This window comes from Micromonospora inyonensis (genome assembly GCF_900091415.1).
GTDB lineage: Bacteria > Actinomycetota > Actinomycetes > Mycobacteriales > Micromonosporaceae > Micromonospora > Micromonospora inyonensis.
Window position 1 is genome coordinate 1,129,107 of sequence record NZ_FMHU01000002.1, and the last position, 14,572, is coordinate 1,143,678.

At 68.9% G+C, this 14,572-nt stretch carries 12 protein-coding genes; 11 read left to right on the top strand and 1 reads right to left on the bottom strand.

Annotation, left to right across the window (positions count from 1 at the left end):
• Window positions 1–275 precede the first annotated feature (275 nt).
• From GA0074694_RS19865 to manA, 8 genes are read left to right on the top strand one after another with little or no spacing between them, the layout of a single operon-like run.
• Window positions 276–1,289, top strand: a complete 1,014-nt coding sequence (locus GA0074694_RS19865) for an SIS domain-containing protein (protein WP_091460583.1) — start codon at window positions 276–278, stop codon at window positions 1,287–1,289.
• An 18-nt stretch (window positions 1,290–1,307) separates the two neighbouring features.
• Window positions 1,308–2,384: a substrate-binding domain-containing protein gene (locus tag GA0074694_RS19870; protein ID WP_091460585.1), complete on the top strand. Its 1,077-nt coding sequence runs from the start codon at window positions 1,308–1,310 to the stop codon at window positions 2,382–2,384.
• Window positions 2,385–2,442: 58 nt separating this feature from the next.
• Window positions 2,443–3,480 (top strand): ABC transporter permease, encoded by a 1,038-nt coding sequence (locus GA0074694_RS19875; protein ID WP_091460588.1) that lies wholly within the window; start codon window positions 2,443–2,445, stop codon window positions 3,478–3,480.
• Window positions 3,456–4,253: an ATP-binding cassette domain-containing protein gene (locus GA0074694_RS19880; RefSeq protein WP_245714813.1), complete on the top strand. Its 798-nt coding sequence runs from the start codon at window positions 3,456–3,458 to the stop codon at window positions 4,251–4,253. Before GA0074694_RS19875 ends, GA0074694_RS19880 begins: the two co-directional genes overlap by 25 nt.
• Window positions 4,250–5,059, top strand: coding sequence for a PfkB family carbohydrate kinase (locus GA0074694_RS19885; RefSeq protein WP_091460593.1), 810 nt, complete (start codon window positions 4,250–4,252; stop codon window positions 5,057–5,059). Before GA0074694_RS19880 ends, GA0074694_RS19885 begins: the two co-directional genes overlap by 4 nt.
• Window positions 5,056–6,408 carry a M20 family metallopeptidase gene (locus tag GA0074694_RS19890; protein WP_176738021.1) on the top strand — a complete coding sequence of 451 codons (1,353 nt, stop codon included), beginning with the start codon at window positions 5,056–5,058 and terminating at the stop codon, window positions 6,406–6,408. The genes GA0074694_RS19885 and GA0074694_RS19890 overlap by 4 nt, the downstream gene beginning before the upstream one ends.
• Before the next feature lie 56 nt (window positions 6,409–6,464).
• Entirely contained in the window at window positions 6,465–7,211 is a 747-nt protein-coding gene (locus GA0074694_RS19895; RefSeq protein ID WP_218105738.1) for a GntR family transcriptional regulator, read from the top strand.
• A 34-nt stretch (window positions 7,212–7,245) separates the two neighbouring features.
• Window positions 7,246–8,337 (top strand): mannose-6-phosphate isomerase, class I, encoded by a 1,092-nt coding sequence (manA, locus tag GA0074694_RS19900; protein WP_091460599.1) that lies wholly within the window; start codon window positions 7,246–7,248, stop codon window positions 8,335–8,337.
• Between the two features lie 542 nt (window positions 8,338–8,879).
• On the opposite strand, the gene GA0074694_RS33050 is transcribed toward manA, so the two are convergent.
• Window positions 8,880–9,041, bottom strand: a complete 162-nt coding sequence (locus GA0074694_RS33050; protein WP_425413663.1) for a DUF6244 family protein — start codon at window positions 9,039–9,041, stop codon at window positions 8,880–8,882.
• Between the two features lie 51 nt (window positions 9,042–9,092).
• Here GA0074694_RS33050 and GA0074694_RS19905 point away from each other — a divergent pair, with 51 nt between their 5' ends.
• The 3 genes from GA0074694_RS19905 (at window position 9,093) to GA0074694_RS19915 (ending at window position 14,567) form a co-directional block, all read left to right on the top strand.
• Window positions 9,093–11,030, top strand: coding sequence for a helix-turn-helix domain-containing protein (locus tag GA0074694_RS19905; RefSeq protein ID WP_176738022.1), 1,938 nt, complete (start codon window positions 9,093–9,095; stop codon window positions 11,028–11,030).
• Window positions 11,031–11,188: 158 nt separating this feature from the next.
• A complete protein-coding gene (locus tag GA0074694_RS19910) occupies window positions 11,189–12,472 on the top strand; it encodes a hydroxymethylglutaryl-CoA reductase, degradative (protein WP_091460603.1) in 1,284 nt (427 codons plus the stop codon).
• Window positions 12,473–12,515: 43 nt separating this feature from the next.
• The gene (locus tag GA0074694_RS19915; RefSeq protein WP_091460605.1) at window positions 12,516–14,567 is read left to right on the top strand and encodes a hydantoinase/oxoprolinase family protein; all 2,052 of its coding nucleotides are present in this window, start codon (window positions 12,516–12,518) and stop codon (window positions 14,565–14,567) included.
• Window positions 14,568–14,572: the final 5 nt, after the last annotated feature.

Consider the following 14,572-nt stretch of genomic DNA (forward strand, 5'->3'; position numbering starts at 1 on the left):
CCCGGGTGTGCGCTGAGAGCCCTCGTCGTTGCGGAGCAAATCTCCGGCTCCGGGGGCACCGTGCGTAACGGAGCATTGCCCATCTGTTAGATCCAATTACGAGCTCGTTCACACTCTTGACATGCTCATCAGACAACACGAAACTATCGTCCATCGACTTGCCGAGTCATCAGACAACTGAGGTCGGTGATGCATTGCAAGTCAGGGACAACAGGGCGGAAGCCCGATCGCTCAGCGCGAGCACCACGCGTTCCGCACGAAAGTGAGCCAGAGCCTTGCTGAACTTCGACGAAGCCCGTTTCGTGGCCATCCAGGCGTCCGCGGTCGCCCTGGCCGAGTCGATCGACGCCCTCGTCGGCCGGCTGCTGAACATGGGCGCCCAGAATCTCTTCTTCCTCGGTGCCGGCGGCGCCGGTGTCCTCATGCAACCGGCGGCGCAGCTCATGCAGCGTGAGTCGGCGTTCCCCACGTTCCTCGAGAACGCGGCGGAGCTGCTGGCCGTGGACTCGAAGAACCTGGGCCCGCAGTCCATCGTCGTCATCCCCTCGCTGTCGGGCACGACCAGGGAGGCCCTGGCAATCAGCGAGTTCGCTCAGAAGAGGGGCGCCACGGTCGTCGCGCTGACGGGGAACGACGAGTCCCCGCTGGCGAAGGCGGCCGATCACAACTTCACCGTCCGGGCCGCCGACGACACCTCGTCCGAGTCCTTCTATCTGCAGTCGCTGCTGATCGCCCTCTCGATCCAGAAGCACCGCGGCGAGCGGGAGGACTACGCCGAGCTGGTGAGCGGACTGAAGTCACTGCCGGGCCACCTGCTCGAGATCAAGCGCGCGTTCGAGGGTCGCGCCGCCGAGCTGGCCATCCAGTTCTCCGACGAGCGCTACCACATCCTCACCGGGGCCGGCCCGTCCTGGACCGAGTCGTGGTACTTCGCCACCTGCATCCTGGAGGAGATGCAGTGGATCCGGACGCGGCCGGTGCACGCCTCGGACTTCTTCCACGGAACGCTGGAACTCGTCGAGAAGGGCGTCAGCGTCTTTCTGCTCAAGGGAGAAGGCCCCACCCGTGAGCTCGCCGAGCGGGTCGAGCGCTTCGTCCCGACCGTGACCGACACGTTCACCGTCATCGACACGGCCGACTTCGCGATGCCCGGCGTCGGCGCCGGACTGCGCGCCCTCGTGAGCCACGTCGTGCACGCGACCGTTCTCGAGCGCTTCAGCGCCCACCTCGAGAAGGTCCGCAACCACCCTCTGACGACCCGACGGTACTACCGCCGCATCGACTACTGACCCAGATAAGGAACCCCCATGGTTAATCGGAAGGCCCTCGCCGCCTCCAGCGCGGCGCTCCTCATGATGGGCCTCGTGGCCTGCTCGTCGGAGAGCGGCTCCTCAGCCGACGGTGACGACAAGAAGGTGTCGGTCTCGCTGATCATCAAGACCCAGGGCACCTCCTTCTTCAAGAAGATGGCCGACGGCGCCACGAAGGCCTCGCAGGACCTGGGCGTGGACCTGACCGTCGCCGCCGGCAAGGTCGACGGCGATGAGGAAACCCAGATCCAGGCCATCGAGAACGCCATCTCCCGCGGCGACCAGGGCATCCTCATCACCCCGAACGGGCCGGGAGTCTTCGACGCCATCGCCAAGGCGCGGGACGCCGGCGTGAAGGTCATCGCCCTCGACACGGTGCCGGACCCGGCGTCGCTGGTCGACACGACTTACGCCACCGACAACTTCGAGGCGGGCCGCCTGGTCGGCGAGTGGACGGCGAAGAAGCTCGACGGCAAGGACGCGACCATCGCCCTTCTCGACCTGTTCGGCGACAAGGTGCTGACCGTGGACTACGACCGGAACCAGGGGTTCCTCACCGGAATGGGCATCGACGTGGCGGACCGCAAGGTCAACGGCGACGAGGCCAAGACCGGCAACTACACGGGCGGGAAGGGCGGCAAGTACACCATCGTCGGCAACCTGCCGACGAAGGGCACCGAGGACGGCGGCCGCACCGCGACCGAGACGCTGCTCAGCAAGAACCCGAACATCAACGTCATCTACGGCATCAATGAGCCGGCCTCGTACGGCGGCTATCAGGCGCTGAAGGCGGCGGGCAAGACCGAGGGCCTGATCACGGTCTCGATCGACGGCGCCTGCGACGGCGTGAACTACGTCAAGGACGGCATCCTGCAGGCCACCGCCCAGCAGTACCCGCTGAAGATGGCGGAGATGGGCGTCAAGGCCATCCACGACCTGGTGGTCAACGGCACGGAGCCGAAGTCGGACGAGGGCAAGGACTTCGTCAGCACCGGCGTCAACCTCGTGACCCAAGACCCTCAGGACGGCGTGAAGAGCATCGACACGACCGAGGGCCTCAAGGATTGTTTCTGACGGCGGGAGGGCGGGGTTGCGTGAGCACCCCCGCCCGGCTCAGTTCTGGAGAACTCAGATGACCAACACGGTACCGCCGCCGACCGCGGCACCAGATCTGTCTTCGGCCTTTCTCGACCGCTCGACACCTCTTTCTCGTTTGCGCGACCTGCTGCACCGGCATCCCGCCATCAGCCCCGCCGTCGTCCTCGTCGTCTCGGTGCTCGTGTTCGGACTGCTCAACGACCGTTTCCTGGCTCCGGCCAACCTTTCCCTGATCACCCAGCAGGTCGCTGTCGTCGGCACCCTCGCGATCGCGCAGACCCTGGTCATCCTGACCGCGGGGATCGATCTCTCGGTCGGCGCGGCCATGATCCTGGCAGCCATGGTGATGGCTCAGTCGGCGTCGTCCACCGGTGTACCGCCGACGCTCAGCCTGGTGCTCGGGCTCCTCGCCGGCATCGCCGCGGGCGGCCTGAACGGGCTGCTCGTGACCCGTCTCAAGCTTCCGCCGTTCATCGTGACACTGGGGACGCTGAGCATCTTCACCGCTCTGACACTGCTCTACAGCGGCGGCAACACGGTGCGCGGCTCGCAGTTGTCCGACACGCTCACCCTCACCGGCAACACTCTTCCGGTGCTCGGCATCAAGATCAGCATCGGCGTGCTCATCATGCTCGCCCTCTACATCCTGATCGCGTACGTCTTGAACCGGACGGCGTGGGGACGGCACGTCTACGCCGTGGGCGACGACAAGGAAGCCGCGCGGCTCTCGGGTATCCGCGTGGACCGGGTGCTCGCCTCGGTCTACCTCGTCGCCGGGGCGATCATCGCGGTCACCGCGTGGATCCAGATCGGGCGTACCAACGCTGCCAGCCCGAACTCCGGCATCGACCTCAACCTGGACTCCATCACCGCGGTCGTCATCGGTGGGACGAGCCTGTTCGGTGGCCGGGGCGTCATCTGGGGCACGCTGCTGGGCGCCCTCATCGTGGGTGTGTTCCGCAACGGCCTGGCACTCGCCGGCCTTGACGTCCTCTATCAGACCCTGACGGTCGGAATCCTGGTGATCGCGGCCGTGGCAGTCGACCAGTGGATCCGGAAGGCGAAGTCATGACGGCCGAGACAGTTGCCCGCATGCCCGTCCTCGAGGCACGGGACCTGGTCAAGACGTACGGACGGGTGGTCGGCCTTGACGGAGTCGGGCTCCAGCTCTTCCCGGGCGAGATCCTCGCCGTGGTCGGCGACAACGGCGCCGGCAAATCCACGCTGATCAAGTGCCTGACCGGTGCGGAGACCCCTACCTCGGGTCAGCTGTTCGTCAACGGCTCGCCGGTCAGTTTCAAGCGGCCCCAGGACGCGCGGGACGCGGGACTGGAGACGGTCTACCAGACGCTGGCGGTCTCCCCGACGCTCGACGTCGCTTCCAACCTCTTCCTCGGGCGGGAGATCCGGCGCAAGGGCCTCGCCGGGACGATGTTGCGGGCCCTCGACGTCAAGAGAATGCGCGAGCGGGCTCGGGCCGAATTGGCCGCGTTGGGAATCTCGACGCTGCAGGACGTGACCGTGCCGGTCGAGAACCTCTCCGGCGGCCAGCGTCAGGCCGTCGCGGTGGCCCGGGCCGCGGCCTTCGGATCGAAAGTCGTCGTGCTGGACGAGCCGACCGCCGCGCTCGGGGTGCGCGAGTCCAACCAGGTGCTCCAGCTGATCAGAACCTTGCGCGACCGGGGCACCGCGGTCATTCTGATCAGCCACAACATGCCCCAGGTGTTCGAGGTCGCCGACCGCATCCACATTCAGCGCCTGGGGAAGTGCGCCGGCACCATCACCCCGCAGAGCCACTCGATGACCGACGCCGTCGCGATCATGACCGGAGCGCAGACCTTATGAGCACCGGACGACAGCCCTGGGTCGCGGTCGTCGGCGACAACTGCGTCGACCGCTACCGGGGCAGCGAGGACCGCGACTACTCCGGGGGCAACGCCTTTAACGTGGCGGTCCACCTCGCCCGGGCCGGAGTGGCGGTGCGCTACTTCGGCGCGGTGGGCACCGACGCGCGGCAAGCGGTCATCCGGTCCGGGCTCGAGGTCAACGGTATCTCCACCGACGACCTCACCGTGCTCGACGGCCCCACGGCGGTCACGGAGATCAGCGTCGCCGCCAACGGCGACCGCACCTTCGATCGGGAGGACTTCGGCGTGACCGCCGACTATTTCCCCACGGAAGCGCAGCTCGATCAGATCGCCGAGGCCGGCTGGGTGCACATCGGCATGCTGCCGGAGGCGACCCGGCTGCGGAAGGCGCTGGCTGGCCGGACCACCGTCAGCCAGGACTGCGCGGTCGCCGCCGGGCTGACCGACCTCGATGTCGCGTTCCTCTCGGCGGGTGAGACCGGCGACGCCCGCGAGCTCGCCGCCGGCGCGGCCGCCGCCGGAGTGGGAGTGGCCGTCGCGACGCGCGGCGCCGAGGGCTCGGTCTGTCTCAGCGGAGACCGCTGGTACGAGCAGGCCGCCCTACCGGCGATCATCGTCGACACCACCGGCGCCGGCGACAGCTTCATCGCCGGTTTCATCGCGGCCCGCCTCAGCCGCCGACCCCTGCCCGAGGCGCTGGAGACGGGGGCCCGCTTCGCGGCGGCCACCTGCGCGTACCGCTCGGGCTGGCCCCACCTGCCACTGGACAAGGAGTCACGGTGAACGACCTTGACGGCACCCTGGCGGCGATCGACGCCTCGATCGCCGCCTCCGCCGGAGACGCCGAACAGCTGCTCGTCGACCTGGTCGCCTGCCGCAGCGTCAACCCGTTGCAGCCCGGCGTCGACGCAGCTGATTACGAGGGCGGGGAACGTCGCGCCAACCAGGTCCTGGCCGAGGCATTGCGTCCCCTGGGTTTCGACCTCAACTGGGTCGAGGAGGCCGAGGGCAGGCCCAACCTGGTCGCCGTGCGGCCCGGCCGCGGTGGCGGTCGCTCCCTGGCGCTGAACGGGCACATCGACACCGTGGCCCCGCAGCAGGGCCGCTTCGACGACCCCTGGAAGGCGGTCATCGAGGACGGCTACCTGTACGGACTCGGCGCCACCGACATGAAAGCCGGGCACGCGGCCATGTGGCTCGCCGCCAAGGCCCTCCGGGACACCGGCGTCACGCTGGCCGGAGACCTGCACATCCACTCTGTGGTCGGCGAAGAGACGATGAGCCACGAAATCGGCACGACCGCTGTGCTGAAAGCCGGCTACACGGTGGACGGTGCTCTGGTGCCGGAGCCCACGTCGCCAGAGCCACGGGTCCTTGACATCTCCAACGTCGCGGCGGGCAACTACCTCTTCTCGCTGACCGTTCGCGGCAAGTCCGCGCACTGGGCCGCGCGTAATCTCGCCATCCGGGCCGGCGGCTCGGGCGACGCGATCGGCGTCAACGCCATCGACAAGGCGGTCTACGTCTACCACGCCATGCGCCAGCTCGAGGAGCAGTGGGCCTTCAGCAAGACGCACCCGGCCTTTCCGCCGGGCGCCTTCATCATTCATCCCGGTGTCCTGCGCGCGGACGTGGGCGTCGAGGCGGCGCCGTTCTTCCCCGACCGGGCGCGCATCGACTACCTGCTGTCCTTCCCGCCCGGGAACACCTCCGAGCAGATCCGCGCGGAGATCGAGCATCACATCCGTACGGCCTCGGAGCTCGACCCGTGGCTGCGCGAGCACCCGGTCGAGTTCACCTGGACCGACACCTGGCCCCCGGCCTACACCGACCCCGACAGCGACTTCGTCCGCCAGATGATGGCCGAGCGGGCGCGTCTGGCGAGTGCCGACGCGCGGGTCAATCCGCTGGCCGCGCCGGTCACGGCCGCGGCGCAGTCCGACGCCAACTTCTACGAGGCGATGGGGATCCCGGCCCTGGTGTGCGGGCCCGGCGACGTCCGTCGTGCTCATGCGGCCGACGAGCGCGTGCTGCTGGAGAACATCGCCCTGTCCGCTGCCTTCCTCGCCCGCGCCGCGCTGGCCTGGTGCAACAGTCAGCAGCAGTCTTCAGACGGGCGGTTCGGCCACTGAACGTACAGTGGCCCACGCGTCCATCCCCGTGGCCGCGCTCTTACGAGGAGAGAACCTTGACGCCTCCAGCCGGCACTGGCCCCGCCAAGCGCTCGACCATGGCTCCCCAGCTCAAAGAGGCAATCCGCCAGCTCATCACTCGGGACGAGATGGGGCCGGGCGATCAGCTGCCCACCGAACCCGAGCTGTCAGAACACTTCGGAGTTTCCCGCAACAAGATCCGGGAAGCGTTGAAGTTGCTGGAGCAGGACGGATTGGTCACCGCGATCCAGGGACGGGGTCGGTTCGTGTCGGCCCTGGGTTCAGTGCCGATCGAGCGGCCGGTGAACATCTACGAGAGCATCACCGCGTTGCTGCAGGGACTCGGCTACAAGGTCACCAATGTGGTGCTGAGCGTGGAAGAGGGGACCGCGGACGCCCGGGTCGCCCGCGAGCTGCAGCTGAACGAGGGCGACCCGGTCATCCGGCTCGTGCGCCTGCGGCTCGGCGACGACCAGCCCATGGTCTTCAGCATCAACATCGTCCGGCGGGATGCCCTGCCCGGACCGCTGAAGTTCCGCAACTGGGGCGCGTCCGTCACCAAGAGCCTGGAAGGGCACGGGCACTACATCGCCTTCTCGATCGCCCGGCTGTCCGCCGCGAACCTCCCGGCCGAGTACTCGAAGGCCTACGATCTGGCCCGGTACGACCCCTGGCTGCTGGTCGAGGAGACCTGTGTGACCCGCGAGGGCAACCGGCTGCTGTACGCCATCGACTACCACCGCAGCAGCGAGATCGCCTTCAACGTCGTCCGCCGCCGCTAGACCGGTCACCCCAACAACCTCAAAGGACACGGCAGTGCAGCGCATCCTGGGCGTCACCCGGCACTACGACTGGGGATCGCCGACCGCCATCCCCGCGTTCCTGGGCGATCCGCCCGATCCTGACCAGCCGGTGGCCGAGGTGTGGTTCGGAGCCCACGAGGACGCGCCCAGTCCCGTGGCCGACAGTGACAAGACCCTTCTCGACCTGGTCGGCGACCGGCTTCCGTTCTTGGTGAAGCTGCTCGCCCCGGCTCGTTCCGTCTCGTTGCAGGTCCACCCCGAGCAGCACCTGGCCGAGGCCGGCTTCCGCGAGGACGAGGCGTGGGGCATTCCGCGGGACGATCCCCGGCGGCGGTTCAAGGACCCGGTCCACAAGCCCGAGATGGTTTTCGCCCTGACGCCGTTCACCGGCCTGGTCGGCTTTCGCCCCGTCGCCGAATGCGTTCGCGACCTCGACCGGCTCGACGCGGACCTCGCTCGCCGCATGCGGGCCGAGCTCACTGGCCCGGGACCCGATGGCGACCGACGGCGCCGCGCGTTGCAGACTGCCCTCGGCGCGTCCGCCGACGAGGTAGAGGGATTCGGCGGCGAGCTTCCCTGGCTGGCCGACCTCGCCGAGCAATACCCCGGGGACGCCGGAGTCGCCGCAGCCGTCCTGCTGCGCCGGTTCGTCCTGGCGCCCGGGGAGGTGGTATTCGTGCCCTCCGGAATGATCCACGCCTATTCCTCGGGCCTGGCACTGGAAGTCATGGCCAACTCCGACACGGTTCTGCGGGCCGGGCTGACGACCAAACTCGTCGACGTGGACGCGCTCATGCGGTGTGTCAATTTCGACAGCGAAGCGGCCGTCGAGGTTTCGCGGCACCACGACGCAGGACGGCTTTATACCCCTGCGGTGACGGAATTCGCGCTTCTGGACGCCACGGCGGCGAGCCCGGAGCCCGTGCCGCTCTCCTTGGCCGGACAGCAGATCGCCCTTTGTGTCGAAGGGCCGGTCGAACTCATCGACGGCGAAGGCCGGCTCGAGCTCGGCCCGGGCCAGGCCGCCTACCTGGCCGACGCAAAAGGCCTGTCGATGCGGGGGCCGGGCCGCCTCGTGCTGGCCGGTCCCGGCCGCGAATCCTAATCCGAAAATGACCGTTCCTGGACGCGCGGCAGCATCCCGGCGCAGCGAGGCGGAGCTGGGATGAGGGTTGCTGATGTGGTTATACGGCGGGTTGGAGGGTGACCCGGTAGCCGAGGGGGTTCAGGCCGCGGATGCAGACCGCCGAGCGGGTCGACGCGGCCCACTACCGGGCTGCGGCCTTGGCGCTGCGCGCGGCGTCTCTGGACCCCCAGGCCACACCCCGGACCCCGGCGCGGTTCCCCAGCACAACGCTGCCGCAGGCACAGCGAAGGCCAGAAAGCCCACTATGACGAAGCCGGCAGCGACAGCAGCGCCCACGCGATCTCCCGCTCATCCACGCACCTCTTCAGCAGATGCAGCCTTCCCGGGGAAGCCCGAGTCCCTCGGTGACGAGGTCACGCAGCTATCCCGGCTTGAGGTGATCCGATTTGCTGTTGTTGAGCAGCGCCGGCTTCGCGCTGGCGCAACGGCTACCGCGGCCCCGGTGACCGGCCCGGCGCCGGAAGAGACCGAACCCGGTCGCGAGCGCACACCGATCCTACTCACCGTGACATCCATGGACGCCGGCCTACCTTTGAATGGCCCTCGACGTACTGCCGGGCGGTGCCGGTGCACTGGAACACCAGTACCAGGACCTGCTTGATGCTGTCCACCGCGTGCAGCAGCGGCCCAGGCTGATGGCGGATTTCGGGACACGTTGAAATGACATGACGTGTGCGACCATGTGTGAGTCATCCAGTCGGGAGGGACAGCTAATGGTTGATCCGTCTAGCAAGCTGGCGGTGGGGCAGGGCCGGCGGCCAAAGGCCGGCGGCGTCGACGCCGTGCTGGCCCTGCTCGACGGGTTGACGGCTGGCCAGGAGATCCCAGCGGATGTGTTGGACCGGTTGAGTGAGGGTGGCACGGCGGCGCAGGGCGCCGAGTTGCGACGCCGGGTCGGCGAGGTTCACGCCGCGGTCAGCCGATGGCGGCGCCGCGACCAGCAGCTGTCGGCGCTGTTCTCCAGCGCCCGGGAGCTGGCCGAGCTGCGCAGCGTCGGCCCGCTGCTGGATCGGCTGGTGCAACGCGCTCACGATCTGGTGGGCAGCGACGTGATGTACCTGTCGGAGTTCGACCAAGAAACTGGTGAGCTGCGGGTCAGCTCGACGTTGGGGGCGATCACCGACGCGTTTCGGCGGCTGCGTGTCCCGCCGGGCGCGGGCCTGGCCAGCGAGGTGGCGCAGACCCGGGCGCCGCGCTGGATCAGCGGCTACCCGACCGCCCAGGTCCGCCACGACCCGCAGATCGACGCCGCGGTGGCGGGCGAAGGACTGGTCTCGCTGCTCGGGGTGCCGCTGCTGGCCGGGAACGAGGTGCTCGGCGTGCTGTTCGCCGCCTATCGCAGCGACCACCGCTTCACCGCCGACGAGGTGGCGCTGCTGTCCGCCTTCGCCGATCACGCGGCGGTTGTGTTGCAGACCGTCGAGCTGTTGGAGATTGCCCATCGCTCGGCGCGGGAGGCCGAGAAGGCGTCGGCCGAGGCCGCGCGGCACGCGGCTGCGGTGGAGCGGGCCGCGCAGGTGCACGAGGAGCTCACTGCTGTGGTGGTCGGCGGCGGGGACGCCGGGGGCATCGCCGTAACCCTCAGCCGCGCCTTGCGCCGCGCCGTGGTGATCACCGACCGTTCACTGATGGCGGTGGCCGCGACCGACGCGAACGGCAGCCCGGTCCCGCTGTCCTTCCAATCCACCACCGCGATCGCCGCAGCGCTCGACGAGAGCAGCTGGTCGGGTCAGCTCGTCGAGGTGTCCTCGGCCGACGTGTACGGCGTGGCGGCGGCGGTGGCGGGGCGGTCGACGCTGGGCGCCATCATCGTCGGCTCGGGTGCGGAAGACTTCGGCGCGGTCGACAAGCGCACGGTCGAGCGTGCCGGGCTCATCCTGGCGCTGCAAACCCTGCAGCAGGACGCCGTCGTACGCGCCGAGGAGCAGGTCCGTGGTGAGCTGCTCGCCGACCTGCTGGATTCGTCACGGCCACACGATGCGCACCTGCGCCAACGGGCCCGCGCCCGCCATGTCGATCTGCAGGCCGCGCGCGTGCCCATCGCCGTGTGGGTCCGCGACGACGACCGGTCGGCGGCTGTGCGGGCCCTGCAGGACCCGGCTGTCGCCCTGCTCGCCGGCGAGCAGGGCCCGCTGGTCGCCGTGTTGTCCCCCGACGAGAGCGGTAAGCGGGCCGGCGCGGCCGTGGCTCGGCGGGTGCGTACCGCGACCGGCCGGGAGCCCCTTGTCGTCGTCGGCCGGCCCGGCGCGCTGAGTGATCTCGCGCACCGGTGGTCCCAGGCTGCCGACTGCGTGCGGCTGCTGGATCGTCTCGGCGTGACGTCCGGCGTCACCAGCGTCGACGCCTACACGCCCTACCTCGCGCTGTTCGGTGACAGCGCCGTGGCCGTCAAGGCGTTCACCCGCGAACTGATCGGCCCGGTGCTCACCTGGGACGCCGAACGGCACACCGAGCTGCTGGAAACGCTGGCCCTGTACCTCGATCAGCAGGGCAGCCCGGCCCGGACCGCCCGCGCGCTTGGCGTCCACGTGAACACGGTGTTGCAGCGGCTGGATCGGGTCGACGAGCTCCTGGGCGCGGACTGGCGGACGCCGGAGCGGCGGTTCCGCGTCGCCATCGCCGTGCGGCTGCACCGCCTGGTGACCACCTGACCGCCCCTGCATGGATGAAACATCTACCTGTTGCTGCTTGACACTGGATTTCTGATCTATGGTGGTGCGAATCACTCGCTTCTAGCGTGGGTCGACAGGCGGAACCAGTTCGCTGTCGGCAAACCACAGGCGCGGCCTTCGCTGCGCGAGGAGGAACGATGACCACCACCTCCACCACCAGCAGGCTGGCCGGGTTGCGTGACCGTACGGTAGCGGAGCGGCGCCGGCTCATCGCAGAGAACACCGGCGTGGAACTGGCGCGTCTTGACGTGCTGGAACCCGTGTCTGGGCTGCAGGTGGAACAGGCCAATCACCTCATCGAGAACGTCATCGGCGTGATGAGCCTCCCGGTCGGCGTGGCCACCAACTTCACGATCAATGGCCGTGACGTACTCGTGCCGATGGCCACCGAGGAGGCGTCGGTGGTCGCGGCGGCCAGCAACGCCGCCCGCATCGCCCGCGTACGAGGAGGCTTCACCACCTCGAGCACGGCACCGCTGATGCAGGCCCAGGTGCAAGTGCTCGACGTCGTCGACCCCGAGGCCGCTCGCGCTCGGCTACTCGAGGCCGCAGACGAGATCCTCCGACTGGCCAACGATCAGGACCCGTTGCTGATCCGGCTCGGCGGCGGCGCGCGTGAGCTGCTCGTCCGATTGGTCCGTTCCCAGGTGCAGACCTACGTGGTCGCGCACCTCGTGGTCGATGTCCGGGACGCGATGGGCGCGAACGCGGTGAACACCATGGCGGAGGCCGTCGCCAGCCGCGTCGGTGAGATCGCTGGCGGACGGCCGCTGCTGCGCATCCTTACGAACAAGGCCGATCTTCGCGTCACACGGGCCCGTGCCGTCTTCGATGCCGAGAGCCTCGGCGGCCCCGAAATCGTCGACAACCTCGTGCACGCCGCCGCGCTCGCCGAGGCCGACCCCTACCGGGCTGCCACGCACAACAAGGGCATCATGAACGGCATCACCGCGGTCGTGCTGGCGACCGGCAACGACACACGCGCGGTGGAGGCCGGCGCGCACTCGCATGCCGTCGGCCCGGACGGCCGGTACACCTCGCTGTCGCACTATGAGAAGGACGCCGACGGCGACCTCGTCGGTGTCCTCGAACTACCGATGCCGGTCGGTCTCGTCGGAGGCGCCACCAAAGCCCACCCGGTGGCGCGGGCCGCCCTGGCCATCCTCGGCGTCACCACCGCTCAGCAGTTGGCTGACGTCATCGTCGCCACCGGGCTGGCGCAGAACCTCGCCGCGATGCGGGCCCTCGCCACCGAGGGCATTCAGCGCGGCCACATGTCGCTGCACGCCCGCAACATCGCGGTGACCGCGGGCGCGAGCGGCGACGAGGTCGACAAGGTCGTTGCGCGGCTGATCAGCGACCGCGCCATTCGCAGCGAGCACGCCGAGATGGTCCTCGCCGAGCTGCGCGCCGCTCAGTGACCCGACCGTCGGCTCCGCCAAGCACCGTTCCCGAAGGAGAGACATGACTCTGTACGTGGGTATCGACGTCGGCGGGACCTTCACGGACGCTGTCGCCGTCATCGACGGCCGTGCCGTGCGTGGCAAGGCCTTCTCGACCAAGGACATCACCAGCGGTATCCTCGCCGCCCTGAGCGTTCTCCAGCAGCGCCTCGGCATGCAGGAGCGGGCCTTCTACACCTCCGTCGACCGGCTGGTGCTAGGCAACACGATCGTCACCAACGCCGTCGATGAGCAGAAGTACGCACCCGTGGGCCTGCTGACCACGCAGGGCTTCCGCGACACCCTGCGCATCGCCCGCTCGGCGCGCACTGATGAGCGCAACCCCCACGCCATGGCCCCGGCACCTGAGATCGTCGCACGTCGCCGGATCGTCGAGGTGCCCGAACGGGTCGACGCACGAGGGAACGTCCTGGTGCCGCTGGCCGAGGCGAGCATTGCCGCAGCGGTGGACAAGGTGTTCGCCGCGGGCGCTGAGTCGCTCGCCGTCTGCCTGCTGTGGTCCTTCCGCAACCCGACCCACGAGCAGGCCATCGCCCGATACCTCGATGCCCACCACCCCGGCGTGCCCTATACCCTGTCCAGCGAGCTGACACCGGTCTACCGCGAGTACGAGCGCATGGTCACCACCGCGCTGGATGCCGCGGTGAAGCCGCTGGTCGCCGAGCACTTCGACCAACTCGCCAAAGAGTTGGCCGCGCGTGGCCTGCAGCAGCGGATACAGATCATGCAGGTACACGGTGGCTTCCTGTCCGTCGAGGAGACCGGCAAGGCGCCGATCGCCATGTTCAACTCCGGGCCGGTCGGTGGCGTCACCGGCGCGCGGCTGCTCGGCCAGCGACTGGGCCGACGCAGCATTCTCACCGCCGACATGGGCGGCACCAGCCTCGACGCGGCGGCCATCATCGACGGCCAGTTGCGGGTCCTTCCCCGCGCGCAGATCGGTGGGCTGCAGACCAGCCTCACCGCCGTCGACATCGAGACCATCGGCGCCGGCGGCGGCAGCCTGGTCTGGGTCGACGGCCGCGGGGTCATGCGCGTGGGCCCGCACTCGGCAGGCAGCACACCCGGTCCCGCCTGCTACGGCAGGGGAGGCAACCGGCCGGCCGTCACCGACGCCGCGCTCGTCCTGGGTTTGATCAACGCCGGCTACTACCTCGGCGGGTCGGTGCCGCTCTACCCCGAGAAGGCCCGGGAGGCCCTGCGTGCCGAGGTTGCCGGACCGCTCGGCCTGACCGAGGAAGAGGCCGCGGCGGGCATCTACCGGCTGACCGCGTCGCAGCTGGCCAATGCACTGCGCAAAGTCACGGTCAATCGCGGTCACGACCCGCGAGAGTTCACGCTCGTCGGGTTCGGCGGCGCCTGCGGTTTGTTCGCGGCGGCCATCGCGGCCGAGACGGGCGTGAGCGAGATCGTGCTGCCGCGCAACGCGGCGGTCTTCTCCGCCTTCGGGCTGATGCACGCCGACTCGGTCTTCTCCGCCGTCCAAACCTCGCCGTGGACCTTCGACCAACCGGCCGAACTTCTCGAGGAGTCGTTCCAGGCATTGGAGGAACGCGCGCGATCGTGGTTTGAGTCCGAGGGCATCCCGCACGATCGGCGCGAGCTCTACCGGGAGGCGGACATGAAGTTCGCCGGTCAGATCTTCGAGGTCACCACCCGGCTGTCCGGTGACCGCTTCGGCGAGCACCACAAAGACGATCTGCGGCGCCGTTTCATCGCCGACTACGAGGCAGAGTTCGGTTCCGGCACCGCTTGGACCGAGGCGGAGATCCTCCTGGTCAACAGCCGGGTTCGCGGCATCGGCCGTACCGATTCCCAGCAAATCCTGGATGACACCGACGTCGAGGAACACCGCGTCGACCGCAGGCAGATCGTGGACCCGGCCACCGCAGAGCTGATGACCGTGGAGGTGCACCGCGGCTTCCGCACGGTCGGCAAGGCCAAGGGCCCTTGCCTGCTCGAAGAGCCCGACACGACCGTCTTCGTCCCCGCCCGAGCGACCGTCGAGGTGGTCGACGGAGGCCACTTCCTCATCCGCCTCGACAACGCCTGACCGCC